This is a genomic window from Streptosporangium amethystogenes subsp. fukuiense, from assembly GCF_042665875.1.
Classification (GTDB): domain Bacteria; phylum Actinomycetota; class Actinomycetes; order Streptosporangiales; family Streptosporangiaceae; genus Streptosporangium; species Streptosporangium fukuiense.
In genome coordinates, this window is record NZ_JBHTEE010000001.1 from 1,358,529 (window position 1) to 1,384,464 (window position 25,936).

The 25,936-nt window shown below is 68.9% G+C and carries 18 protein-coding genes; 9 read left to right on the top strand and 9 right to left on the bottom strand.

The genetic code is table 11. From position 1 onward, the window contains the following. Window positions 1-10 precede the first annotated feature (10 nt). A complete protein-coding gene (locus ACFQVD_RS05865; protein WP_343978005.1) occupies window positions 11-1,300 on the bottom strand; it encodes a flavin reductase in 1,290 nt (429 codons plus the stop codon). Between the two features lie 169 nt (window positions 1,301-1,469). Between ACFQVD_RS05865 and ACFQVD_RS05870 the strand changes: the two genes are divergently transcribed. Next, a complete protein-coding gene (locus ACFQVD_RS05870) occupies window positions 1,470-2,285 on the top strand; it encodes an IclR family transcriptional regulator (RefSeq protein WP_386270549.1) in 816 nt (271 codons plus the stop codon). Between the two features lie 92 nt (window positions 2,286-2,377). On the opposite strand, the gene ACFQVD_RS05875 is transcribed toward ACFQVD_RS05870, so the two are convergent. The 3 genes from ACFQVD_RS05875 to ACFQVD_RS05885 form a co-directional block, all read right to left on the bottom strand. Continuing rightward, entirely contained in the window at window positions 2,378-3,085 is a 708-nt protein-coding gene (locus ACFQVD_RS05875) for a hypothetical protein (RefSeq protein ID WP_343977999.1), read from the bottom strand. Between the two features lie 173 nt (window positions 3,086-3,258). Continuing rightward, window positions 3,259-4,242 carry a hypothetical protein gene (locus ACFQVD_RS05880; RefSeq protein ID WP_343977996.1) on the bottom strand — a complete coding sequence of 328 codons (984 nt, stop codon included), beginning with the start codon at window positions 4,240-4,242 and terminating at the stop codon, window positions 3,259-3,261. 464 nt (window positions 4,243-4,706) lie between these two features. Continuing rightward, window positions 4,707-5,408: a CBS domain-containing protein gene (locus tag ACFQVD_RS05885; RefSeq protein WP_343977993.1), complete on the bottom strand. Its 702-nt coding sequence runs from the start codon at window positions 5,406-5,408 to the stop codon at window positions 4,707-4,709. Window positions 5,409-5,572: 164 nt separating this feature from the next. On the opposite strand from ACFQVD_RS05885, the gene ACFQVD_RS05890 reads away from it, so the two are divergent. From ACFQVD_RS05890 to ACFQVD_RS05905, 4 genes are all read left to right on the top strand, one after another. Then, a complete protein-coding gene (locus ACFQVD_RS05890; protein WP_343977989.1) occupies window positions 5,573-6,268 on the top strand; it encodes a GntR family transcriptional regulator in 696 nt (231 codons plus the stop codon). A 28-nt stretch (window positions 6,269-6,296) separates the two neighbouring features. Beyond that, on the top strand, window positions 6,297-7,304 hold the full coding sequence (locus tag ACFQVD_RS05895; protein WP_343977987.1) for a 1-aminocyclopropane-1-carboxylate deaminase: 1,008 nt from the start codon (window positions 6,297-6,299) through the stop codon (window positions 7,302-7,304). Between the two features lie 527 nt (window positions 7,305-7,831). Further along, complete coding sequence (locus tag ACFQVD_RS05900; RefSeq protein WP_343977984.1) at window positions 7,832-14,203, top strand: PKD domain-containing protein; 6,372 nt, start codon at window positions 7,832-7,834, stop codon at window positions 14,201-14,203. A gap of 270 nt (window positions 14,204-14,473) precedes the next feature. Next, entirely contained in the window at window positions 14,474-14,662 is a 189-nt protein-coding gene (locus ACFQVD_RS05905; RefSeq protein WP_343977981.1) for a hypothetical protein, read from the top strand. A gap of 53 nt (window positions 14,663-14,715) precedes the next feature. On the opposite strand, the gene ACFQVD_RS05910 is transcribed toward ACFQVD_RS05905, so the two are convergent. After that, window positions 14,716-15,678, bottom strand: a complete 963-nt coding sequence (locus ACFQVD_RS05910; RefSeq protein WP_343977978.1) for a threo-3-hydroxy-L-aspartate ammonia-lyase — start codon at window positions 15,676-15,678, stop codon at window positions 14,716-14,718. A gap of 300 nt (window positions 15,679-15,978) precedes the next feature. On the opposite strand from ACFQVD_RS05910, the gene ACFQVD_RS05915 reads away from it, so the two are divergent. Together ACFQVD_RS05915 and ACFQVD_RS05920 are read left to right on the top strand one after the other, a co-directional pair. Beyond that, a complete protein-coding gene (locus ACFQVD_RS05915; protein WP_343977975.1) occupies window positions 15,979-16,629 on the top strand; it encodes an SRPBCC family protein in 651 nt (216 codons plus the stop codon). A 348-nt stretch (window positions 16,630-16,977) separates the two neighbouring features. Beyond that, window positions 16,978-17,418: a cold shock domain-containing protein gene (locus ACFQVD_RS05920; protein ID WP_343977972.1), complete on the top strand. Its 441-nt coding sequence runs from the start codon at window positions 16,978-16,980 to the stop codon at window positions 17,416-17,418. 169 nt (window positions 17,419-17,587) lie between these two features. Here the strand turns inward: ACFQVD_RS05920 and ACFQVD_RS05925 are convergent, their stop codons facing one another. Next, window positions 17,588-18,208: a S1 family peptidase gene (locus ACFQVD_RS05925; protein WP_343977968.1), complete on the bottom strand. Its 621-nt coding sequence runs from the start codon at window positions 18,206-18,208 to the stop codon at window positions 17,588-17,590. 314 nt (window positions 18,209-18,522) lie between these two features. On the opposite strand from ACFQVD_RS05925, the gene ACFQVD_RS05930 reads away from it, so the two are divergent. Beyond that, window positions 18,523-19,848 carry an aminotransferase class V-fold PLP-dependent enzyme gene (locus tag ACFQVD_RS05930; RefSeq protein ID WP_343977965.1) on the top strand — a complete coding sequence of 442 codons (1,326 nt, stop codon included), beginning with the start codon at window positions 18,523-18,525 and terminating at the stop codon, window positions 19,846-19,848. A gap of 182 nt (window positions 19,849-20,030) precedes the next feature. On the opposite strand, the gene ACFQVD_RS05935 is transcribed toward ACFQVD_RS05930, so the two are convergent. Next, window positions 20,031-21,416, bottom strand: a complete 1,386-nt coding sequence (locus tag ACFQVD_RS05935) for a glycoside hydrolase family 16 protein (protein ID WP_343977961.1) — start codon at window positions 21,414-21,416, stop codon at window positions 20,031-20,033. 364 nt (window positions 21,417-21,780) lie between these two features. Between ACFQVD_RS05935 and ACFQVD_RS05940 the strand changes: the two genes are divergently transcribed. Continuing rightward, complete coding sequence (locus ACFQVD_RS05940; protein WP_343977958.1) at window positions 21,781-22,287, top strand: lytic polysaccharide monooxygenase auxiliary activity family 9 protein; 507 nt, start codon at window positions 21,781-21,783, stop codon at window positions 22,285-22,287. A gap of 56 nt (window positions 22,288-22,343) precedes the next feature. Here ACFQVD_RS05940 and ACFQVD_RS05945 read toward each other — a convergent pair whose 3' ends face one another. Both ACFQVD_RS05945 and ACFQVD_RS05950 read right to left on the bottom strand, forming a co-directional pair. Next, window positions 22,344-23,924: an extracellular solute-binding protein gene (locus ACFQVD_RS05945; RefSeq protein WP_343977955.1), complete on the bottom strand. Its 1,581-nt coding sequence runs from the start codon at window positions 23,922-23,924 to the stop codon at window positions 22,344-22,346. Continuing rightward, on the bottom strand, window positions 23,921-25,900 hold the full coding sequence (locus ACFQVD_RS05950; protein WP_343977952.1) for a hypothetical protein: 1,980 nt from the start codon (window positions 25,898-25,900) through the stop codon (window positions 23,921-23,923). The genes ACFQVD_RS05945 and ACFQVD_RS05950 overlap by 4 nt, the downstream gene beginning before the upstream one ends. Between the last annotated feature and the right edge of the window lie 36 nt (window positions 25,901-25,936).

A 25,936-nucleotide genomic window follows, 5' to 3' on the forward strand; every position in this document is an offset into this window, starting at 1 on the left:
TGGTACGGGTTCAACTGACGAATCGGTAGGTGCGTCCGGGCAGGGGAGAACCCCAGGAGCTCTCCAGCTCGGTGGCGCCGGCGACCAGGGCGGTACGGTCGACGGAGCTGGCGACCTCCAGCTGGGAGGCCAGGAAGAGCACGTCCTCCCCGGGGAGTGAGCCGTCCACTCCGCCGAGCGTGGTGTCGAAGTGTCCTACCCCGCTCTTCATCGCGACCAGCGCGTTGACCATGCCGATCCCGTTCCGCTCTCGCAGGCGGACTCGCAGGACGGCGGACCGGGCCGAGGCGGAGGCGTCCCGCAGGAGTTCGCGCACCCGCAGCGGGGAGGCGGGGAGCCTGCCCTCCTCCAGCCCGATCTCGTCGCAGCCGAGGTCCGCCAGCCGTCCGACCGCGGACACGACGGCCTCCGCGCGATCCTCGGCGAAGGACTCGGTTATGTGCGCGACCGTCGTCAGACCCGCCCGCCGGGCGGCCTCCACGGTCGCGGCCGCGCTCTCCAGGGCCGGCGGGCCGGCGCCCGCACGTGCGGCGGAGGCGCTGTACTCCTCCGCCGAGACGACGAACTCGACCACCCCGGCACCCGCGCGAACGGCGGACTGGACCCGGGTGGGTTCCGCGATCAACGCGGAGGCCGTGACCGGGTCGAGGTCGTCGGCGGGAAGCGGATCGCCGTACGGGTCGAACAGCCGGACCCTGGTGCCCGCGGCGCGCAGCGCGCGGGAGATCCTGGCCAGCCGGGCCTCCTCGTAGCCGCGGGTGCGCAGGATCGACAGCAGGCCGGTGTCGGCGACGGCGACCTCGTCGGGAAGCGGGTCGGCGAGCTGGCCCCAGGCCCTGGAGTGGAACAGCACGGGAGCCACCCGCCGGGGCGTGTCCGCGGCCAGCACCTCGCCGACGAAGATCGTGTGATCGCCGCCCGGGTAGGCGTGCGCGACCCGGCAGTCGAGCCAGCCGATCGAGTCGGCGAGCACCGGGGAGCCGGTCACCCACGTGCCCCAGTGCGCGTCGGCGAACAGGCCGTCCGGCGCGGGCTCCTGCCCGGCGAACCGGCGGCCGAGCGCCGCCTGGTCCCTGCCGAGGATGCTCACGGCGAACGTTCCCCGTTCCTCGACCAGGCGGTGGGTCCGGCTGGTCTTCGCGAGACAGACCAGGACCATCGGCGGATCCACGCTGACGCTGGAGAACGAACTGGCCGTCATGCCGTGCCACTCGCCGCCGGCGGTGCCGGTCGTCACGATGACCACGCCGCTCGGCCACTGCGCCAGCACCGCGCGGAAGGAAACACCGTCAGTAGCCACTGCCCCTCGCTGTTTCACTGTTGGAAACGTTGTACCGCTGAAGGTAACGAGATTGCGTGGCCGGTGTCAACGCGGGGGTGACCGTGTTTCCAGGCGGAGCTGATCGTGTTTCCAATGGGGAAATCTCTCGCCGTAGAGTGGACTCCTGCGAAGAGGAGAGGAGGGCCGGGTGTCAGCGAGGACCAGCGTGAGACCGGCGGATGCTGCGGACGAGGGCGACGGCCAGAGCCGGTCGATCGCGGCGGTGGAACGCGCGATGGACGTGCTGCTGCTGTTCGGGCGCAGCAACCGTCCGGATCTGGGGGTGACCGAGATCGCCGCGGAGCTCGGCCTGACCAAGGCGGCCGTGCACCGTATCCTGACCGCGCTGCGCAGCCGCGAGCTCATCGCGGCCGACCCGGTCACCAGGCGCTACTCACTGGGGCACGCCGCGATCGCGCTCGGCCGGGCCTATCTGGCCCGCACCGACCTGCGCGCCATGGCGGGCCCCGAGCTGCGCGGGCTGGCGGCCCGCACGAAGGAGACCGCCACGCTGTCGGTACGGCGTGGTGACACCCGCCTCTATGTGGAGCAGGTGGTCCCCGAGCAGGAGTTGCGGATAGAGGTCTCGCTCGGCATCCCCTACCCGCTGCACGCCGGTGGTCCCTCCAAGGCCATCCTGGCGTTCCTGCGTGAGGAGGAGGTCGAGGGCTACCTGAGCCGGCACGGCCTGGAGGCGCTCACGGACAAGACGATCACCGATCCGGCCAAGCTCCACACCGAGCTGGCCGCGATCCGGCGCCGGGGTTACGCCACCTCCTACGGTGAGCGGCAGGAGGGCGCCACATCGATCGCCGCCCCCGTGTTCGACCATGGCGGCGGCGTGATCGCGGCGATCGGCGTGTCCGGGCCGAGCACCCGGTTCAAGTCACACCTGCAGGAGTCGGCGCCCCTGGTGGTCGAGGCCGCCGACCGTCTTTCGGCCCAGCTCGGTCACCGCCGCTGATTCGTCCGCGGCGGTGAGGTGCCCCGCCCCCCGTGCCGGCCGGGTTCTCTCCCGGAGCCGTCACGGTGAGGCGGGGCGAGCGCGGGGCGCCCTCAGAGAAGCGCCCCCGGTTTGAACACGCCCGACACGGCCGCCGCGAGCACGCTGCCCCAGATCACCCAGACATAGGGCAGGCACCCGTCGACGGAGCCGCGCAACGTGCGCTCCACCTCCGGAGTCGATCCCGTGCTGACAAGGGTGCCGAAGGCGGGGCCGAAGGCGCGGAGTTTGAGCCGGATGCCCAGTCCGGCCGCGAGGGCCAGCGCGTAGAGCAGCAGCTTGGCCCCCAGCCATCGGGGGTTCGTGTCCACCCCGAAGGGACGGTCGGCCAGCAGGGTGTAGCCCGCCGCCCCGACGATCGCGGCGACCAGCGCGATCCGGATCGCCCAGTCGGCCTGCCGTACCCGGGGGAATCGGCCGTGGGTGCGGTGGTCGGCCACGGTCAGCACCAGCCAGAGGGCGGCGAAGGCCCAGACGAGCAGGACCGACCAGAGCGGGAAGAGGCGCACGCCGAAGAGTTCGGCCCCGTGCGGTTCGAGCGCCATGAGCGTCACCCCGCTGGGCAGGAAGAGCACCAGGCAGATCTTCGGGCCGAGGTCCAGGCCGCTCATGATCTTCAGTGCGGTGGCGCGAGCGGCGGGGGTCAGTGCCGGATTCAGCACGGATCTGCTGGAGTAGAAGACGCCCAGGTCCCCGCCCAGCCAGAAGACGAACAGCACCAGGTGGAGCACGATCCACCAGCCGTGCGGATGAGGTCCCACTCAACACTCCCTTAATCGTCAAGTTTGGAAACGAAGTTACAGTGTCCGAAACACGATGGGAAAGGGGGGCGGGCCGGGGAGAGCCGGCCCCTTTCGAACGGGGCCCTTCGACGCACGGTGCCGCCGGACCGTTTCCGTCCGGCGGCACCGTTCATGTCTGGCGGATCCCGGTGTCAGGAGTTCGGGATGACCGCCGCGAGCGGCAGGCCGCCGCCGAGGACGACGTTGGCCTTGGTGCCGCACGTCGAGAGGTTGTCGGAGTCGGTGCAGTAGTGGGAGGCGGTGTACGAGCCGGTCGCGAGGTCCCGCGCCCAGGTCGAGGCGAAGTCCCGCAGCCAGGAGGTCTGCGTGGCGTTGGGGGAGCAGGTGGCGCCGAGGATGCCGATCGCGTCGGTGTTCTCGCCCTCGGAGTCGATGTGGCAGCTGCCGCCGGAGGGGATGCCCAGGGTGTACTTGGTCCATACGAGCTGGATGCCGACGAAGTTCGACCCGAGCGCCGCCAGCGCGCCGAAGGAGTTGTTGAACAGGTTGATGACGCTCGGCCGCGCCGCGATCTGGAGGACGGGGCGGGTGTTGCCGGCCGAGACGGCGAGGAGGTTCTCGGTGAAGCCCGAGGCGGCCACCGCGTCGAAGAGGATCGCGCCCTTCAGGTTCGAGTAGCCGTTGCCGGCCAGGCGGGCGCCGACGACGCTCGCGAAGTGGCCACCGGCCGAGTGCCCGCCGACGATGTACTTCACCGGCAGGGCCTTGCCGTTCGGCGGGGTGATCGCGCGAGAGCCGAGCAGGTCGCCGAGCTGGTTGCCCAGTGCGGGGTTGCCGTTGCTCATGTCGGCGTCCACGCAGAACACCATGACGCCCTTCTCGGCGATCGCCTTGCTGGTGTTGCGCAGATGCGAGCAGTTGCGGCTGAATCCGTGCTGGGCGAGCATCAGGGCCGTGGCGGTGCCGTTCGGCAGGTACCAGGTCAGGTTGTACGAGGTTCCCGCGATGGTCGTGGAGTCGGTGACACACGTGGTGGTGCTCGAGGAGTAGCCGCCGCACGCCGTGGCGGCCTGCGCGGCCGGGGCGGCCATGATCGTGGTCGTCAGGAGCACGCCGATCACGGCGGCGAACGCGGCCATGATCCTCCGGGGACGTCTGTTGACGTTGACCTTCACTTTTCTCCCTGTGTGCTCGGTGGGGGGTGGTACCGGCCCGGCGGGGCCGGCAGATCCGGCGATGCTCCCGAAACCCGGGATGACGCCGTCCGGCACGGTCGTGAACGCACCGGCCGGGGCGAGCGCGGGGTTAGATCACGCCTTGATCGATACGCGTCAAGAGGCACCCCTTCACGGGTTCCGGGCAGAGAAAATGGAAACACCGTTTCGCAAAAATGGAAACGTTGTTTCGCACAGTATGGCTTCAGGTCCGCGCGATGCAATGCCCGGAATCGCTTGATCTTCCGGGGAACGTTCCAGCTGTCGTCCGGGGCGTGGCTCGCCTCCCGGCGGGCCGGTGCGGGCACGGAGAAGCCGCCCGCGCCGCTGGTCGGCGCGGGCGGCTTCTCCGTGCCCGCTGATGAGGAGGCAGGTTCCAGGCGCCGCCGGCCCCGGTCGCCGACGTGACGTCCGGGTGGGTACTCCTACCGGCCCTGCCACGCGGGGGTGTCGTCCTCGTCCCACTCCAGTTCGTCGATCAGGTCGACCACCCCGTGGACCCGCAGCGCCATCCGGGCCGCGATCAGCGCGTCACTGTGCCGTGCCATGTGACCGCTCAGCTTCGCGATGCCCTGCTTGACGGTGACCTTCACCTGGGAGGTGTCCACCCACAGGGAGTGATCGAGGACGTCCTCCCTGATCTCGCGGGCGATCTCGTCGTCCGTGCGCAGGAACACCTTGAGCAGGTCCTGGCGGCTGACGATGCCCTCCAGCCTGCCCTCACGGTCGACCACCGGCAGGCGTTTGACGCCGCGCTCGTCCATCAGTCGCATCGCCGACACCACCGGGGCGTTCGGGGTGATGGTGACGGCGGGCGCGGTCATCAGCTCGGCCGCGGTGTCGCCCCGGGCCTTCTCCTGGGCGGAACGCCCCTCCCGGCTGAGCCGGTACCGCAGCCGGGCGCGCAGCGGCGGCCGGTAGCCCTCGCGGTAGTACTGCTCCTTGAACTCCTCCTTGGCCAGCAGGTCCGCCTCCGAGACGACGCCGAGGACGTGGTTCTCGGCGTCGACGACCGGCACCGCGCTCACCCCGTGGGCGATGAGCACCTCGGCGACGTCCTTGAACGGCGTGCTGCCGTTGACCGACGCGACAGCTCGCGTCATGACCTCGTTCACCTTCACGCGCATCGTTTCCTCCTCGAAGGGGGAAGGCCTCTCCTCCATTGGACAGCGGGACGCGTCCCGGGGTGAGGGTCGGAAGTCCTTCATCGGTGGTCTTTCGGTCCTGGTGAGGCGCGTCCGGCGTTCGGGGCCGATTGACAATACGCAAAGTGTGATGTGCAATATTTTGCATGCCGGTCCCGAAGAACCAAGGTCTCGTCGCCAGGTCCCTGCTGCGGGAGGACGCCTACCGCGTCCTCCGCGACGCGATCGTCGACGGCACCCTCGCGCCCGGCGAACGTCTCAACGACGCCGATCTGATCAGCTGGCTGGGCATCAGCCGCACGCCGATCCGCGAGGCACTGGCCCGTCTCGAACAGGCAGGTCTCGTGCAGACGAAACCGGGCCGGTTCACCATCGTCAGCCCGCTGGACGACAGGGAGACCCGCAACGCCCAGTCCGTCGCCGCGGCCATGCACGAACTGGCCGTACGCGAAGCGGTGCCGGTGCTGTCGGGCGAGGAACTCGACCTGATGCGTCAGGCCAACGAGCGGTTCGCGGTGGCGCTGCGGCGCGGTGACGTCGACGGGGCGCTGGCCGCCGACGACGATTTCCACCAGGTCGCCGTCACGGCGTGCGCGAACAACGTGGTCAGGTCGGTGCTCGAGCAGGTCACCCCCGCGCTGCGCCGGGTCGAGCGGCTGCGCTTCTCCTCGCTCACCGGCCGGGGATCCGTGGAGATGCACGACGAGATCATCGCGCTGTGCGCGGCCGGGGACGCCGACGGCGCCGCGCTGGCCGCGCGGGCCAACTGGCAGACCCTCGCACCACTGCTGGACTCGGCGACCGGGGACGCGGCCGGCGGCGCGTGGGGACTTTCAAGCTGAATCGCCCCGGAAACCCAAGGAGTACGACATGTCCCTCGCGGACTTTCCCCGCTATCCCCTGCTGTTCGGGCCGAGCCCGGTGCACCCGCTCGACCGGCTCACCGCGCACCTGGGCGGAGCGCGTATCTGGGCCAAGCGGGAGGACTGCAACAGCGGTCTCGCCTTCGGCGGCAACAAGACCCGCAAGCTGGAATACCTGATCCCCGAGGCACTCGCCCAGGGCGCCGACACCCTGGTCTCCATCGGCGGCGTGCAGTCCAACCACACCCGGCAGGTCGCGGCGGTCGCGGCCAAGCTGGGGCTGAAGGCCCTGCTGGTCCAGGAGAGCTGGGTCGACTGGCCCGACTCGGTCAACGACCGGGTCGGTAACATCCTGCTCTCCCGGATCATGGGTGCCGAGGTGCGGCTGGTCGACGAGGGGTTCGACATCGGCTTCAGGGACAGCTGGGAGCAGGCTCTCGCGGAGGTGCGCCAGGCGGGTGGCGTGCCCTACGCGATCCCGGCGGGGGCCTCCGACCATCGCCTCGGCGGCCTCGGCTTCGCCAACTGGGCCTACGAGGTCCAGCAGCAGGAGCGGGAGCTCGGCGTGTTCTTCGACACGATCATCGTCTGCAGCGTCACCGGTTCCACCCACGCCGGGATGATCGCCGGGTTCGCCGGCCAGGACCGTCCCCGCCGGGTGATCGGCATCGACGCCTCCGCCAAGATCGAGGCGACCCGGGCGCAGGTGGAGAGGATCGCCCGCAACACCGCCGAGCTGATCGGTCTCGGGCGTGACCTGCGGGAGGACGAGATCACCGTGCTGGAGGGCTGGGCCGGTGACCTCTACGGCATCCCGGTCTCCTCGACGCTGGAGGCGATGCGGCTCACCGGCAGCCTGGAAGGAATGATCATCGACCCGGTGTACGAGGGCAAGTCCATGGCCGGGCTCATCGACCTGGTCGGCAGCGGTGAGATCGGCCCGGACTCCAACGTGCTCTACGCCCACCTGGGCGGGCAGCCCGCCGTCAACGCCTACAGCGCCCTCTTCCGCTGACCCCCGCGTCCCCGCCCGCATCGCCACCGCCCAGCTCAACCAGCGGGCCAAACCTTGGGGCTGGGGACGCCCACCAGCGGTCCCCGGACAGCTACGTCGCCGGTTTAGCCACTGCCTTTGAGGAACGTAGCACCGGGCGTCCTCGCAGAGATCCAAGGCATGGATCAGCTCACGCGCGAAGTCGTGCGCGCTGATGGGTCCGTTCGGCTCGCCTGTCTCCGGGTCGAAGGTGCGGAGTGTGAAGCTCTCTCGATCGACCACGGCGGTGCCGCATGCCTTCGACAAGCTCGCTGCAATCGAGGCCAAGCGGCCCACAAGCGCGACCGGTCACGATCGGTGACCGACATTCCCCAGTCGTGCTCGGAGGGCACGGCCATAGTCATGGAGTCACTCCTTTGCGCTGGTTATCAAATCGTGCCTCCGCTCAGCGGATCACACTTCCCCTGATAGCCGCGCTGGTCGGCTCCCTCGTCATACCCTTACCCGCGCTGGCGGCGTCCGGCTCAGCATCATCTTGGGGCGAGAAAGTGGCGGCCGCGGAGTCCGGAGTCAAGCTTATCGATCTCGGCTCCCTCGAGGGCAATAGTGCCTACCTTAACAGCATCAACAACAAAGGCCAGGTCGCTGGGGCGATCGGGAACGTTAATTATCCCAGTAGGCCTCCTAAAGCCGTGTTGTTTTCCGATGGATCCGTCACGGATATTCACGGGAGCCTCAGCGGCGACATCGGCGCGAGTATCGCCTGGGACGTCAACGACGACGGCGCGGTGGTTGTCACCACCGGCGACACGACGCGCTCCTTTCTCTTCAAAGACGGCAAAGCAACTCCCCTGGACGGGCGGGGACTGGCTATCAATGACCGCGGTCAAATCGCGGGCATGGGCTGGATACGCGATGCCGACGGTTCTCTATTGAAGCTCCAAGCGTTCAAGGATCAGTACTTTGAGCCTAGCTCGCTGAATAATTCCGGTTCGGTCGTCGGTTTCGCCGACATAGACCCTGGTCCGCTCATCGGTTTTTCCGCCTTCCGGACCAAGCCCGGCGAGCCCCTCAACATGAGCCGAGACCTTCTGAAGTTCGCCGGTACCGACACCCGGGCCACCGGCGTCAATGACGAGGGCCAGGTCTCCGGCTACGGGAAGGACGGTGGCGTTGACATCCCCATCATCTGGGATGGAGGCGGCAGGGCCGTGGAGCAGACGACCCCTTTCGGCGGCAGGGTGGAGGCGATCAACAACTCCGGCATTGGCGCGGGAATGATGTACGCCTCTAACGGCGGGCCACGAGCCGCTATATATGTGAACGGTCACGGAACCGACCTGACCGACCCGGTTCGAGCGGCGGGCTGGGACGTGAACCTCAGGTATGCCACCGGTATCAACGACCTCGGCCAGGTCGCCGTTGTCGGCCGGTACGACTCGTCGCTTGAGGACCACGCCTTCTTGCTCGACCTGGGACTCACTCCGCCCACCATCAAGTCGCTCAAACTTGAGACGCGGCTGTACCCCTTGAAGGAGTGGGTGCCGGTGCCGGAGAACGGGACGGTCGACGGCAACGAGGTCCGCATCACCGTCGAGACCGTCAACCGCACCGACCAGCCCGCGTCCGCGCAGCTGCAGCTGGTCGAGGACGTGTCCGCTAAGACCCTGCCCGGGGGGAGGATCGACCTGATTTTCGCCCCGAACGAGACCATCACGAGGCAGGTGGTCTGGGACACCGCAGGCTTCGCCTGGCACAAGGGCCGAGCGCGTTCGGAGCGCGCCATGACCGCGCAGCTCTTCACCGGCGGTGATCGAAGCGTCAGCAGAACCGAGCCGATCATCGTCCGGCCGAAGCCGGCGGTTCTGGTGCACGGCTTCAAGAGCGACGCCGAAGAAACATGGGGCGACTACGCGTCTATCCTGGCGTCCGCTCACCCGGGACTGAAGAAATATGCGGTCGACACACTCGAAACCGGTAATGTGTGGCTCCCTTTCAAGGGGACCCTGAACCTCCTTGATAACGCCAAGGAAGTCGCAGATTACGTCGAGGAGGTGCGCGAAAAGGAGGGCGCGAACCATGTCGACCTCATCGGCCATGGCATGGGCGGCCTGATCGCCCGGGGATACATCTTTACCCTGATGCCGAAGTCGTGGGACGGCAAGCCGGCGGTGAATCGCATGCTCCAGATGGGCACACCGAACAGGGGAACTCCCTGTGCGGACATGATCATCGCCGGTTTGGGCAAAGTGAACGCCCCTATGTCCTACTGGCCGGCCCTGCTCGAAACGAGCGAGCATTACGCCAAAACAGTCCTCAACAAGTACGTCACCGACCTGAAGGGTGTGACGGCTTCCAATCTCGTGGGCGTGGGCAACGGCGTATACTGCACCGGGTTTGATGAAGACGGTGACGTCACCTTACCGACCGAAGACGGTGACTCATACGTTCCGGAATCGAGCGCGAAGTTCACATATACCGATATCCCCTACACCCTGACTAGTCACTCGAAGATGCCGGCGAACTCCCTCTCCTACATTCAGACACGGCTTGCGTCGGTGCTGGCTAGCACCAGCAATCCGGGTGGTGTGGAGTTCGGGCCGAATATGCGGCCGGACGCGAAGTCGGCTGAGGACGTCGCCGGGGAGCGTGATGAGGGCACCGCACTCGCGACCGCAGCCGAAGGCGATGGCGATGCCGTCGTCAACGCTGCCTCGACGTTCGCGACGCCTACGGTGACGGTGGCGCCGGGTGAGACGGTGAGCGTGCCGCTGGATGTTCCCTCGGGCACGGGGTTCGGTGTCACCGGGGTGTTGCCGGCGACGGTGGGGATGCTGTTGCGTGATCCCTCAGGCAAGCCGGCCGCGTCGTACGCCGGTGGTGGTGACGCCGCCAAGCAGCCCATCCAGGGGTTGAGGGTCGCCAAGCCGCAGGCCGGGGCCTGGAAGCTGGAGCTCACCAACACGGGCACCGAGCCGGTCACGGCCGGTGTGGTGGCCTGGGTCGCGGGTAACCCGGTGAAGGTGGCGGTCAAGGTCCGGCAGCCGTCAGAGGATGGCCGGGTGAAGGTGTCGGCCACCGTGACCGATGACGGGCGGCCGGTGACCGGGGCACCGGTGAAGGCCGTCCTGCTCGCGGAGGACGCCACCCGTGTTGAGCTGACGTTGAGCGATGACGGGGCCGGCGGGGACGGTTCGGCCGATGACGGCGTGTACGGCGGCACGTCTGAGCCGTTGGCTGACGGCGTGTATGCGGTCACTGTGAAGGCCGACACGGCCAAGGGCGTGCGGGACGCGCTTGATGTCATCGAGGTCAAGCAGCCGGACACCCGGGAGTTCGCGTTGACGTTATCGGCCGGGCCGGGTGGTTCGGTGGCGGCGTCGCCGGCGCAGGAGGTCTATCGGCCCGGTACCACGGTGACGGTGACCGCGACCCCCGAGGCCGGGCGTGTTCCGATCGGGTGGGTGGTCGATGGTCAGGAGCGGGGCGCGGGTGCGCTGACGCTGGTCATGAACGAGGCGCACACGGTGGAGGCACGGTTCGGCACCTACAAGGTGACCGAGATCGGCACGCTGCCCGGCGGGGACGCCTCGAGGACCTACGTGGAGACGCTGAACGACCGCGGTCAGGTCGCGGCCACGGTGACCAAGGACGGCAAGGCGCACGCGGTGCGCTGGCAGGACGGGCAGGTGACCGAGCTGGGGGGTCCGGCCTGCACCGACGGCTCCAGCAGTACCGACAGGTGCGGGGCCGGCGCCTTGGGCATCAACCAGGCTGGGGATGTGTCCGGCTGGGCGGTGGCGTCGGTGAACGGCCGCAACTCCCGGCACGCCGTTATCTGGCGCAACGACGGGTCGGTGACCGATCTGCAGCCGGGCAACAGTGCGACGAACACGGTGAGCGCCGCCATCGCGGTGAACGACAACGGCCAGGTGTTCGGTGATGCGGGTGTGCGCAGGTACGTGATATGGGACCGGGGGGCCGCGGTTGCGTTGCCTTCCGAGTACGCTGAGGGCCTCGGCTACGACGACGACCCGTACTCCAACCACCTCCCGCGTATCAACGGCCGCGGTGCGGTCACGGGCGGCTACGCGATTGGCCGGGACGCCGCTGGTCTCCCCCAGGACTCGGGTCCTGCGGTCTACACCGATGGTGTGCTGACCAAACTCGCGGGCACGGTGGAGGGGTGTGCGGCGACGGCCGGCCAAACCTCCGACATCAACAACGCCGGTCTGGTAGTCGGCACCCTGCGGTGCGGCCGCGACGAGGGCAAAACGATCAAGCGCGCCCATGTGTGGAAGGACGGCAAGCCGACCGATCTGGGTGTGGGTGAGGCGACCGCGGTCAACGACAACGGTGTGATCGTCGGTTTCGAGCAGGAGCCTTATCTCGGCTGGCATAAGCAGCCGATGATGTGGGTGGACGGCACGAAGTACCCGCTGGCGGGTGTGCTGTCTCGGCCGTTGTGCCCGCAGGACGCCCTGAAGACGATCCAGCCGTGCATGGGCGTGAGGAAGGTACAGGACATCAACTCCTCAGGCCAGATCCTGGTGCAGGGCTACGTGCGCGACCGCTCGCCGGACAGCGAAGGCTTCCCCGAGCGGGACCGGTCGTTCCTGCTGACCCCGACCACGGCGCAGGCTGATCTGGAGGTCAGCGCCGCGGTGTCGGCCACCGAGCCGGGCCCGGGGGCGAAGGTGACCTGGACGGCCACGGTGACCAACACCGGTGAGGACACCGCCACCGATGTTCGGCTGGATGTGTTCACCCCCCCGGGCGTCACCGGCGCGGCCTGTGACACCTGGCGGGGCAAGTGCGCGCCGATCAAGGGCGGGTTCCGCAACACGGTCAAGGTCTTGGAGAAGGGCTGGAGCGCCACCGTCGAGGTGAGTGCGACCATTCCGGCCGGCACCGCCGACGGCACCGAGTTCAAGACCCACGCGATGGCGGACAGCCTGGCCGTGTCCGACCCCAAGATCGAAAACAATGGGGCGGAGGTCACCTCCACGGTTCGTCCGTTGTTGAACACTGCCGGGGTCAACTGGGCCGATGCGGTGCAGATCGGCCAGGTCAGCCAACCGTACGCGGTGACGTTGACCAACCGGCTCAACGATCCGATCCCGTTGAGGGTGATCGCGGCCGGCGGGCCGTTCACCCAAACCAACGACTGTCCGGTGGAGCTGGCGGTGGGTAAGGCGTGCACGGTGCAGGTCAGGTTCGCTCCCACCGTGGAAGGCCCGGCCGGCGGTGCGCTGACCTTCACCACCGCCGAGGGCGCCGAGCCGGCGTTCACCGTGTCGTTGACGGGTCAGGGCGCCAAAGCCGGCGGCACACCGGTCGTGCAGGTGCCGGCCGCGCCGGTGCGGGGCACGGTGGGCAAGCCGTTCACCCTGAAGATCCCCTTCACCGACGGCGACGCCGGTGACACCCACACCGCGAAAGTGGCCTGGGGAGACGGGCCCCCGGTGGAGGCCGAGGTGACCCAGCGGCCCGGTGGCGGCACCATCGAGGTGACCCGCACCTTCACCACACCGCGCACCGGCACCGCGCTGGTGATGGTCACCGACAGCGGCGGCGCCCTCGGGACGGCCGCCGTGCCGTACCTCATCGAGGAGGCGGCGGCGAACACCGCCCCGGTGCTGGACGCCGGAGGCGACGTCGAGCTGACCGCAGGGGAGAGGCTGCGGCGCGTCGTGACCTTCACCGACCCCGATTCCACCTCCTGGAGCGCGAGGGTGGACTACGGCGACGGGGCCGGCCCCCGGCCGGTGACGCCCGACGGGGCCAGGCAGATCACGCTGGAGCACCAGTGGGCCACTGCGGGGACGTATCCGGTCACGGTGACGGTGAAGGACGACGGTGGTCTGGAGGCCACCGCCACCTTCCAGGCCACCGTGGTATCCGCCGACACCCCCAACCAGGCCCCGGTCGTGACGTTGGAGACGCATTTCGACACCGTCGAGGCGGGCAGCGGCTGGGTGGGGATGGGCTCGTTCGTCGATCCCGATTCCAGCTCCTGGACCTACAGCGCCGACTACGGGGACGGGGCCGGGCCGCGGCCGCTGCCTTTGACCGCGGGGCAGTTGAAGCTCCAGCACGTGTATGCCTCGGCCGGTGACCACACGGTCGTGCTCGCGGTCACCGACGACAAGGGCGCCACGGGCACCGCCCGGCTCACCGTCCATGTCACCAACGCCGCACCCGAGGTGACGGTCAAGGCGCCGGCCGCCGGCAAGATCGTGGCCGTGGGCACCCCGGTGTCGCTGAACGCCTCCTTCACCGATCCGGGCACCGCCGACACCCACACTGCCACCTGGACAGTCGGCACACAGCAGGTGGCCGCGGCGGTGGCCGAAGACGGTGGTAAGGGCACGGTCACCGGCTCGCACACCTTCACAAAGGCCGGCCGTTACCCGATCGCGGTGACGGTGACCGACGACTACGGCGGCGCGGCCAGCGCAGACACCGTCGACGGGGCCACGATGTATGTGCTGGTCTACGACCCGGTCAGCTCGCTGGTGGGCGCCGGTCAGATGACCTCGCCCGCCGGCGCCTGCCGGCTGAGCACCGCCTGCGCCAAGGAGGGCACGGCGACCTTCGCGGTCACCGCCCGCTACCCGCGCAAGGCCACCACGCCCAGTGGGGCGCTGAACTATCAGGCCCCCGACTTCAAGCTGCGTGACACCTCCTACACGGTGCTCGCCGCGGCGGACGGCACCACGATCCTGCGCGGAAAGGCACGGGTCAACGACAGCACCGATGTCAGCTTCGAGATCACGGCTGTCGACTCCGGCAAGCCCCTCGACCGCACCGACCAGCTGCGGGTGAGGGCATGGGACAAGAACGGGAAGCTGGTGTATGACAACCAGCCGACCGGCTCGACCTCACCGGTGACCGGCGTCATCCGCGTCAGCGGCTGAACCTGACAGTTCCGCGGGCCTCAGACCACCTGAGGCCCGCGGACATCCGGCTCAAACCCCCAATCACACTCAAATCGCTTGAGCAAGCATGAAAGCGCTCCATCCGCCTGGCCCTCACTGTCACCCTTCCGTGTCAACGACTCGTTGACACGGTGAGCCTCCCGGGAGGGATCACAGCACGCCGTCTCCATATCAACGGGGTGTTGACATCTGCCTTCGGTTCACTGCTTCGCGACGCCCGACGCGACGATGGTCAGGATCGGCCAAGGAATGGAGCTGGGCCACCGGCGCGGACGCGCCTCGGTCGACGCGCTCGGTGACGACGGGTACGGGCAGTTGATCAGGCAGGGGGTCGACCGTCTCGCCGATCGCCTGCCGACCCCTGAGGATCCGGACTCCGGGGACGGAGCCCGCCGCCGGATCAGGTCATGTGCGGCGGGCGGGCTGCCGGGCAGGTGAATCGCCTCCCCGTCCCGGTGCGGCAGGCGAGCGTCGCGTCGATGCTCGCCGGGTCAAGAGGTCAGCAGCGCCGCGTAACGGTCGAGGTCGACGTTTCCCCCGCTGATGATCACACCGACCCGCTGCCCGCGCAGCTGGGGGGCGAGATTGCGGACGGCGGCGAAACCGAGGCATCCGGTGGGCTCGACCACCGTTTTCATGATGGACCCGAAGATCCTCATGCTCTCGACGAGCTCGGCGTCGGTGGCGGTGAGGATGTCGTTGACATCGCGGCGGATGATGTCGAACGGGTAGGTGCCCAGGTGCTGGGTCTGCGCGCCGTCGGCGATGGTCTTCGGGGTGTCGATGTGCACGATGGTTCCCTGGCGCAGTGATCGCCGGCCGTCGTCGCCCGCCTCGGGTTCGACGCCGTACAGCGCGCAGTCCGGTGACAGCGCCCGGGTCGACAGCGCCGTGCCGGACAGCAATCCGCCGCCGCCCAGCGGTACGAAGAGCGCGTCGAGCTCGCCGACCTCGTCGAACAGTTCCTCGGCCGCGGTGCCCTGACCGGCGATCACGTGGGGGTGGTCGTACGGGGGGATCAGCGTGAGGCCGCGGTCGGCGGCCAGCGCCCGGCCGATCTCCTCCCGGTCCTCGGTGTAGCGGTCGTAGCGGACGACCTGCCCGCCGTAACCCTCGGTGGCGGTCACCTTCGCGGCCGGCGCGTCGTGCGGCATGATGATCGTGGCCGGGATGTCCAGCAGCCGGGCGGCCAGGGCGATCGCCTGGGCGTGGTTGCCGGAGGAGTAGGTGATCACGCCGGAGCGGCGCTGCCCGGGGGTGAAGCGGGACAGGGCGTTGAACGCGCCGCGGAACTTGAACGCGCCCACACGCTGGAAGTTCTCGCACTTGAACACCACATCGGCACCGACGCGTTCGTTGATCAGCCGCGAGCGCAGCACCGGGGTGCGGTGGGCCTGTGACGCGATGCGGGCGGCGGCGCTCCGGACGTCGTCGTAGGTCGGCGACTGGGACATCGGCTGGCTCTTCTCTGTTGGACACGGCCGGGGCCACGATCTCGGCGGCCCGGGGCCTGGGTGATCCGTACTCCTCCTGCGAGGGCAGGATCCTACCCAGAGCGCGGAAAGCGCCGCTGCCGCCTGCCGTGGTGACCGGCTTGCTCTGTCGAACGTGTTTACCGAACCACCCGTTCACCACTCAAGCACGTTCTAATATTTCTTGGCACGCTCCGGGGCGCCTCCACATGGTGAGCACCGAACCGCTGCGCGATGTCGCCTCCACCATCCCGGCGAGGGACCAGACCAGAGGAGAACCGTATGATCGATGTCACCCGGCAGATCAGCGCCGTACGGCGGCAGGTCGGCAGCCGCGTGCTCGAGGCGGGTGAGGCGCGTGTCGTGACCATCAGCCAGACATACGACACCGAGATCGAAGACCTCTGGGACGCCTGCACCAACCCCGAGCGCATCCCCCGATGGTTCCTGCCCATCTCCGGTGACCTGCGGCTCCATGGCCGCTACCAGCTTCAAGGCAACGCCGGCGGCAGGATCGAGCGTTGCGACCCGCCCAAGGGCTACGCCGCCACCTGGGAGTACGGCGGGGACATCAGCTGGATCGAAGTCCGGCTGACGGCCGAGCCCGGGGGCGGGGCGCGTTTCGAACTCGAGCACATCGCTCATGTCGACGACAGGTGGGAGGAGTTCGGGCCCGGCGCGCTCGGCGTCGGCTGGGACCTGGGGCTCGTGGGCCTGGCCATCCATCTGTCGTCGGCACAGGCCGTGGACCCGCAGGAGGCCGAGGCATGGGTGGCGTCCGACCAGGGCAGGCGGTTCATGGAACTCAGCAGCCTGGGGTGGTACGAGGCGGACGTCGCGGCGGGTGCTGACCAGGCCCGGGCGAAGGCGGCGGCGGATCAGGTCATGGCCGCCTACACCGCCCCGGCCGCTGAGGCGTCGAGCGAGCTCTGACGCACCGGTCGGCCGGGGGAGCCGGTGAACGGACGGCGAAAGCGGTCGAGGTGGTCGTGGATCGGTGCGCGCGGCGCGCCGTCCGGGCTAGCATCGGGTCGTCCGGCCTGAACGGGGACGGTGCCGGCCCGCTCCCTCGGCGGGCTCCGGCAGGCGGCCGGTGCCGGGAACGCACACGGATCGGGTTCTGGATCCGGCCGCGAGGTGCCCGGGCCGTCGGGTGGTGGGTGACAGAGCGATGAGGAGGAGAGCGGTGATCCGGCGCGACAGGCGGGCCGGATCCCTGGGCCGGAGGGATCCGGCAAGATCATGTAGAGCGTCGCGATTCTCTGTGCAGGTGGTGTTGTGGTGGCAGTCGGTACGATCCTCCGTTTCGACGAGGTGCGCGGATACGGTTTCATCGCCGCTGTCGGAGGAGGCGAGGATGTGTTCTTCCACGCCAACGACTTCGGTGAGAACCGGCATGTGGTTCAGCCGGGCCTTCGGGTGGAGTACGAGGTCATGGAGAGTGAGCGCGGCCTGAAGGTGTCGACGGTCAGCCTGGTGGACCCGCCGTCGGCGCGCCGGCCGGTCGCGGTGACGGCGCCGTCGGTGACGTCCTCCTCGGTCGCCTCCCCGCAGTTCGGCGACGACGACGGCGTGTGCGACGTGCTGTCGGCGAAGTCCTTCAGTGGCGCGGTCACCGAATTGCTCATCGAGAACGCGCCCACGCTGACGGGTGCGCAGATCGGGCAGGTCCGGCGGCATTTTCTGGCGTTCGCCCGATCCCACGGCTGGGTCGACGACTGACACCTCTGTCGTGGGGCCCGCGCGTCCTCCCGGATGCGCGGGCCGCGGCCGCTTCGGTCGCCGAACGAGAACCGGCCGACGCGCCGGTGAGGGTGATGTGGGCCGTCCTTCTCGCGCCGCGGGCCGAGCGGTGCGGCGGAGATCGCCGGGGCACCGGTCCCGACGGGCGTCAGAAGGGCCGAGGGGTCTCCGTGGAGGGCTGTACGACCACCAGGGACCTGTCCACCGGGATGGAGGCGACCAGGAGCCGGGTCGCCTCGGCGTGCCTGGACAGGATGACCACCTTGTTGCTCTTCACATCGACATAGCGGACGCTTCCGCCGGTCGGGTGGTTCGGCAGGGACTCGTCGAGCTTCTGCTTGATCGCCCTGAGCTTCGCGAGCGACGCGGCGACGACCTTGGGCTGGGCGCCCGCCGCGACGATGCGGGGGACGTCGGCCGCGCGGGTGGTGGCCACCACCAGGGTCTCGGAGAGGGTTCCCATCAGCCAGGATCCGCCGAAGCAGCCGCCGAGCATGTCACGGAGCCTCGCCTCGACCACCGTCAACCGGGCCTCGTTGCGCAGCCGGGTCTCGGCCTGTGCCCTGGTGAGGCCGAAGTCGCGTTGGAGCGCTTCGATCACGCCCGGCGGTAGCTGTTTGATGGGATCGGGCGGTGGCTTCCGTTTCCCGGTGGACGAGGCGGCAAAGGCGCTCGCCTCCCGAACCGGGACGGCTGCCGGGACGACCGACGAGGTAAGCACGGTGAGCGTCAGGACGCACCCTGCGGTGACGATGTGCCTACGGGACATGAGCCTCTCCTCGACTCCGGCTTCTCCGGACCTGAGGGGACCCCGCATCTGCGACTGGTGACGCGACACGGGTGATACAACTCTAATTCAGCCGTCGCCGGTCACGGCCACGGGGACCGGACGCCACGCGGATGGCGATTTCGAGCCGGGCCACCGGGCCGTTCCCGGATCTCCCGCGTGGGGGCCGGTGCCGCCACGCCACGCCTGAGCAGCGCGGATGCCCGCCTGGGGAGTCCGTTTCGCGCACACTGTGACTGATCCGTTGGAACAGGCCGGGCCCGCCGGCCTCTCGCTGATCGGTGTGGAGTGGTTCGATGAGCTTGTCCAGGCGTGAGATGGTCGCAGGGCTGGGTGTGCTGGCCGTTCCCCTCGCCCCGCGGCCGACGGCCTCGCCCTCACCGGAGTCCCGGTCGACGGCCGCGCTGCCGGTCGTTCCCGCCGGTGCCGATCCCGGGCGGCTCGCCCGGGACGAGGGCTTCTGGAGCACCGTGGCGCGGCAGTATCGGGTCAGCCGGGACTTCGTCAACCTGGAGAACGGCTACTACGGGATCATGCCCGAGCCGGTGCGCCGTGCCTACCAGCGCAACACCGACCACCTCAACGAGGTGAGCTCCTACCTGCTGCGCAACACCTACAAAGGGCAGGCGGACCAGGTCAGGAAACGCATCGCGACCATGCTCGGGGTCTCCATGGAGGAGATCGCCCTCACCCGTGGCGGTACCGAGGCCCTGCAACTGCTGATCGCCGGCTATCTGCGGCTGCGCCCCGGCGATTCGGTGATGTACGCCGACCTGGACTACCACAGCATGCAGTACTCCATGAACTGGCTGCGCGACCGGCGTGGCGTCCAGGTGGAGCGGCTGGTCATTCCCGAGCCGGCGACCCGCCAGGCGGTGCTCGACGCCTACGCCCAGGCGTTCCGGGAGCACCCTCGGGTCAGGCTGCTGCTGCTCAGCCACATGAACAATCGCACCGGGCTGGTGGTGCCCGTGCGCGAGATCGTCGCGATGGCCCGCGAGCGGGGCATCGACGTGATCGTCGACGCCGCCCACTCCTGGGGGCACCTGGATTTCACCATGGGCGACCTGGAGGCGGATTTCGCCGGATTCTCCCTGCACAAGTGGATGGGCATGCCGCTGGGGGCGGGCTTCCTCTACATCCGCAAGGATCGCCTGGCCGACATCGACGTCGCCTTCGATGATGTGACCTTCCCCCGCGACGACATCCGTTCGCGAGTGCACACCGGCACTCTGAACGTCGCCCCCGTCCTGACCGCCGACGTCGCACTGGACTTCCACGACGCCCTGGGCGCCGCCGCCAAGCAGGCGCGGCTGCGCTTCCTGCGCGACCGCTGGGTGAGCCAGGTGCTCGACATCGACAACCTGGAGATCCTCACTCCCGAGGAGCCCGCCATGTACGGCACGATCACCGCGTTCCGGATCACCGGACGTACCTCGGAAGCCGAGAACGTCGCGATCGCCGCCGACCTGATGAAGCGACACCGGATCTTCACCGTCAACCGCGGCGGCCCGGCCAGGGGCGACTGCGTGCGGGTGACACCGGCGCTCTTCACCGGCTGTGACGACGTCGACCTGCTGGCCGCGGCGGTGCGCGACATCGCGGGGCGGATGCGTGTCTGAAGGTCCTCGTGCTCCGGTACGTCGGCGAAGTCCTGCGGGCCGCTCCTTGAGTATGCCGACGGGTGTCCGGATCGGGCAGGTCGGACGGCGTTTCCTGACGTTCGCCCGATGACGCGTGCCGCGGCGGGACGATCCCGGGTGATGGGGCCCGCGCGTCCGCCGGGACACGCGGACCCCCGGGTTCAGTTGCCGAACGAGAACCAGTTGAGGTTGACGAAGTCGGCGGGTTGCCCGCTGGTGAAGGTGATGTAGACCGTGTGGGTTCCGGTCACCGAGGCGATGTTGGCCGGGATCGTACGCCAGCTCTGCCAGCCGCCCGTGTTGCCGACGGCGAAGTCGCCGATCGGAGCCGCGGTCAGGCTGTCGAGGCGCACCTGGACCAGCCCGCTGACCCCGCCGGCCGCCCCGGACGCGACGCGGGCCTTGAACTGGGTGGCCGCCGCGCCGCCGAAGTTGACTCCGTCGAAGCGCAGCCAGTCGCCGTTGCCGATCTGTGCGACGTTCTGCCCGCCACCGGTGTCCGTGGTGGTCTCCAGCGACGTGCCCGCCTGCGCCTGGTAGCGCTCGGCCTGGATGGTCGAGCGGGCGTCCACCCCGCCCGGAGGGGGAGTGATCGTCGGGGTGGGAGTGGAACCGGAGCCGCTCTGCCAGACGGCCACGTAGTCAACGAGCATCGGACGGCCGGAGACCGTCGCCGCGGTCGGGGTCTGCCCGGCCAGCGCGTTGGGGAACGCCCCGCCCATGGCCACGTTGAGCAGGATGAAGTAGCCCTGGTGGCCGGTCATGTTGCTCCAGGTCCCGGCGTCGAACTGGGACTGGCTGACACTGTGGAACTGCTGTCCGTCGACGTACCAGCGCAACTGGTTCGGGGTGATGCTGCGGTCCCACTCGAAGCGGTAGGTGTGGAACGCCGACTGGCAGGAGGAACCGGGGCACGTCCGGCTGGCGCCGATGCCGGTGGTCTCGTTGCAGGGCCCGCCGGGGTTCACCCCGCAGTGGAGCACGCCCCAGACGGAGTTGATGCCGTTGACGTTCTCCATGATGTCGAACTCGCCGATGCCGGGCCAGTTCCAGTAGCTGCCGCGATACGGCGCGCCCAGTGCCCAGAAGGCGGGCCAGTAGCCCAGTGCGGCGTCACCGGTGACGTTGGGCATCTGGATACGGCCCTCGATGCGCAGGATGCGGCCGTCGGCGGGCTTGAAGTCCGAGCGGCGGGTCTCGATGCGGGCGGACGTCCACTCGCTGCCGCTCTTTATCGGGGTGATGCGCAGGTTCCCGCCACCGTCGAGGCTCAGGTTGGCGGAGGAGTCGGTGTAGCGCTGGATCTCACCGGTGCCCCAGTTGGCGGGACCGCCCGGGTAGGCGTGGCCGGTGTCGACGATCCAGTTGGCGGAGGAGGGAAGCGACCCGGCGCCGCCGGTGAAGTCGTCGCTCCAGACCAGGGACCAGCCGGAGGGGGTTGCCGGGACGGAGGCGTGGGCGGTGATGGCGATCATCATCGGCACCAGCGCGGCGACGATGACCGAGATCCATCCGAGAGAGCGCTTTCTTTCTGAGGGGTGGCTCATTCGGAACCTCTCACAAGGCGAATAAAGCGGACGGTCGACCATCGCTGCAGCATAAAGACCGATTAATACCACTGTTACGCGAAGGTTAAGCCAGGGTCAACACCCGAGTCGGAAAAAGCAAGAGAGCGCTCTCAGTGCTCGTTCGCGCCGGGTTCGGCCATCGCTTCGCGTTCCGGACGTGCTACCCGCGCCGCCGGCTGACGTGCGGCGTTCTGTCGGGGCCCGGGTGGCCGCTCGCCTTCTGTTCGGGCCGTCGGCCGGCGGAAAGTCTGACAATGCCTTCGGAAATCCACTGACTCGAATATTTACCGTTAGGAAAGTTTCTTTTATATTCGAGTCACCCCCCCCAGCCAAGGAGCAGTACATGCGCAGAACGGTCACCTTCCTCGCGACGGCGATCATCGCCATCGCCGCCACCGTGTTCGTCGCCTCACCGGCCAGCGCGCACGGCTACATCTCGTCGCCGCCGAGCCGTCAGGCCATGTGCGCCCAGGGCCGCGTCTCCAACTGCGGTGACATCATCTACGAACCGCAGAGCGTGGAGGGCCCCAAGGGCCTGCGAAACTGCCACGGAAACGTCGGTCGGTTCTCCCAGCTCAGCGACGAGAGCAAGGGCTGGCCGGCCACGAGTGTCGGCAACTCGGTCACCTTCAACTGGGTGCTGACCGCCCGCCACGCCACCAGCACCTGGGAGTACTACATCGGCAACACCCGGATCGCGGTCTTCAACGACGGCGGCAGGCAGCCCGGCGCCACGGTCTCGCACAACGTGAGCCTGGGCGGCAGGACCGGCCGTCTGAAGGTTCTCGCGGTCTGGAACATCGCCGACACCGCCAACGCCTTCTACTCCTGCGTCGACCTGCAGCGCTGACCCGTCCGGCCCGCTCCCGCTCCCTCCGCGCCCCGGTGGGGCGGGAGCGGTTCCCGTCATCCTGATCGCAGCTCGGGTTTCCCGCAGTGAGCGAGCGACCCGGCGTCCTCCGGCGCCCTGCCCTGCCGGGCGGCGCGCAGGGCGTCGGCGAACCGGGCGAGGTCCAGTTCCCCGGCGGGCAGGTCGCCGTTGACCACCGCGCGGGCGCACCCGCGGAACACCTCGCTGAAAGCGGAGTAGTAGGAGTACTGCGGGCGTGACTCGGCCTTGCACAGGGCCTGGTGGATCTTCCCGGCCAGCTCCTGGAGCATGGAAGCGGTGATCTCAGGGTCCTCGCCGGGAGGGCCGGCGGCGATGGCCGCCCCCGTCGAGGGATTCGCTCCCGCCCCCGGCGTGCAGTCCGTTCTCCCGGAGAAGCCCGTTTCCGTCCCGGGGGAGACCGAGAGTTGGTCACAGCTGCGCGGGGCGCGCCGGTACTCCTCGTAGACGGATTCGAGCACGGGCGGATAGCCGCTGCAGGCGAACAGCCGGGCCTGTGCCTGGTGGCCGGTCAGGAAGTCGATGAGCATCCGTGCCTGGTCCGGATTCTTCGAACGCGCGGAGATCGCCAGATTGAAACCACCGAGGATGCCGGTACTGGGCAGCGCGGCCAGGCCGAAGCGCAGGCGCCGCTGGTCGTCGTACATCGAACTGTCCGTGGCCAGGCGGTGGAACGCGAACGGCCAGTTGCGCATGTAGCCCGCGCCCTCGTCGCGGAACGCGTGCAGGCTGTTCTCCTCTGCGGAGTGCTTCGGGCCTCGCACCAGGAGTCCGTCCTTGAAGGCGTCGAAGGTGTCCTGCTTGGAGAACTCCTCCGCACCACGTGCCAGGGTGCCCTCCCCCAGCAGCGCCTGCCAGTGGGCGAGCGCCTCGCGTACCCGCTCGCCGTTGGCCTCCTCGTCCACCACGATCCGGTCACCGTCGGTGACCCTCCCGCCCTCGGAGAGGATCGCCTCCATCAGGTTGACCGTGCCGCCCTCGTAGTCGCCGAGTTGCACGGCGTACCCGCCGCTCCCGGCGGCGTACTTCCAGAGCTGTTCCATCGTGGTGGGCACCGGCAGGCCTCGGCGGTGGAACAGCAGGGGCACGTCGGTGACGAAGGGCACCGCGTACTGGACCCCGTCCACCTGGCCGGTCTCCAGGACGGTGTCCACGAACAGGTTCGCCTTCTGGGGGTCGAGTGGGTACGGCAGGATGTAGCCACTTCGGGCGAATTCGGTGATCCAGGCGACGTCCACCGAGAGCACGTCGTAGGCGCAGCTCCCGAACTGGGATCGGCCGGCCATCTCGACCCGCTGCTCGTCGGTGGGGTCGGCCACCTCGACCAGCATGACCTGGGTGGTGTGTGTACGGTTCCACTCCTCGATCAGGTCGCGGCGGAAGCTGCCCGCGGTGATGTCGGAACCGGTCGCCACGGTGAGCCGGTCCGACCTCCCGCAGTCGCTGGATTCCCCGACGGGGAACGAGGGGACCTTGGTGGTGAGGGAGATGAGCAGCGAGGCCAGCACCATTCCCGCCAGCACTCCGGCGCCACCCCAGCGGCGCTGGGCGGGGGTCAATCCGCTGACCAGGGCGACAGGGCGGCGCATCAGGCTCATCGAAGATCCCTTCCCCGCAGGCTGGAGATCAGATGTCTCAGTGCCTGCCGTATGTCGGCTCCTGCCTCCACGCACTCGCGGTACTTCCCCTGGCGCGGGGGAGAGCGGTCGCAGCCGTTGTCACCGAGAGCCAGGACGTAGAGGGCGCTGACGTTGGACGCGCGGGCGAGGGTCGCGCCGATGCTCCTCCCCGATGGCTCGTCGTTGAAGACACCCCCGTCGGTCACGACGACGAGGGCACGTCCCGGGGCTCTGGCACGCCCGTTCAGGTTCATGATCATGTCCGATATGGGGGCGTCGGAGCCGTCAGGTGTCGCGCCGGTGACCATCCTGGTCAGACTGTCGAACTCCGCGCGGCCCACCGCCTGATGAAGCTGCCTGAACCGGGTCCTGTCTTTGACAGTGGAGAAGGAGCTCAGCGTGAAATCATCCCGTGGGGTGATCAGCGGCTTGATGTCGGGAAAGGTCTCACGCAGTCGTATGAGCAGGGACCGGGGCGGTTCGGCCATCGAACCGGACACGTCAAGGGCGATCTCGGCGTCGACGCGGGGCAGCCGGCCGAAGAATTGGCCCTGGGCCTTTTCCAGTTCCTGGAAAGTGCGCACGGGCTGCCTTTTCCCGGGGCCCGCGCCGAAGAGCGGGTTGGCGACCAGCCAGGCGCGGAACAGGTCGAGCGCGGCCGTGCGCTCCTTGTTCCGCTCGTTCGGCCAGTCGATCCTGACGAACGGGTAGTCCAGCCCGGAAAGTCCGGGGGAGAGGAACTCCTTGAGCTTGGTCATCCCACTCGGCGCCCCCTCCGGGCAGCGGGGGTCGTCGAACCGCCCGTTGTTGTACTCCCTCAGGCTGTGCAGCGGGATCACCAGGGCGGGACTCTGGTCGAGCTCCGCGTCGGCCCCGCGGGTCGCGATCCTGACCCGGCAGAGCAGCGAGCTGACACTCTCGGCGACGAGGCCGAGCTGCTCCGCCCCCAGGACGTTTCCCAGGGGCATCAGGTCGGAGACCGCGACGAGCCCGGCGGTGGAGAGTTCGGGCTGTGGGTAGTTCACCGGCATGGCGAACTTCGAGCGGATCACCTCCCAGAGGTCGGGGAGACTGTGGCTGTCGGGCGGCCCCGGAGGGAGCTCTTTCCTCACCCTTTCGGCTCGCCCGCTGATCATGCCGACCACCAGCCGGTCGGACGCGACCGATGAGCCGATGTCGAGGGTGGCGCCGCCCGGCCCCACATAGTTGGTGACGAGTTCGGCCTCGCCGGTGCTGGTGGCGATCCAGGCGTCGGGCCGGGGACCGTACAGCCGGCGAAACGGCTCGTCGCCCTCCTGCCGAGCGTCGTCGCGGTACCAGTTGTCGCCGAAGGCGTAGGTCAACTCGCCGATCGAGGGCGCCACTCCCACCGAGATCGCGTACGGGGCGCAGCCGTTCAGCAGTTGCTCCCGGGTGAAGTGAGCGATGCTCTCTTGCAGGACGGTCATGTTCTCCGGCGCGGTGACGACGCGCAACTCCAGCGGCCGGTCGCAGTCGGGAGGCCAGATCCGGTGGCTCAGCCACGTTCCGCCCTGGACGACCCCCCAGGGGATCGTGACGATCGAGACACCAAGGAGGACACTGATGTAGCCGGCCGACAGCTTGGACATGAATCGTCTCAGCCGCAGGAGCCTCTTCCCCGGCGCGGCGGATGCGGGCCTCCTCGCCGCGCGGCGACGCCTGGCCGGTTCGAGCCGCCGCCGCAGGAAACGGGCGAACCTGCCCAGCGTCAGCAGGACGGCCACGGCCAGGCCGATCACCGCGCAGACGAGCAGGGCCAGGCCGGCGCCGAGTGCCCGCACGCCGTCCGTCAGCACCGTGACCAGGCCGGCGATGCCGCTGGCGACCAGGGCGGTCGCGGCGGTCTCCTTAAGTTTCGTCGAGAGGCCGCCGGGCGGGTCGGCATCCGGTTCCCGCGAGCCGTCGGTGGACGGGGAAGGGGAGGAACCGGACATGGACATCACTGCCTGTTCGACGATGTGAATGACGGG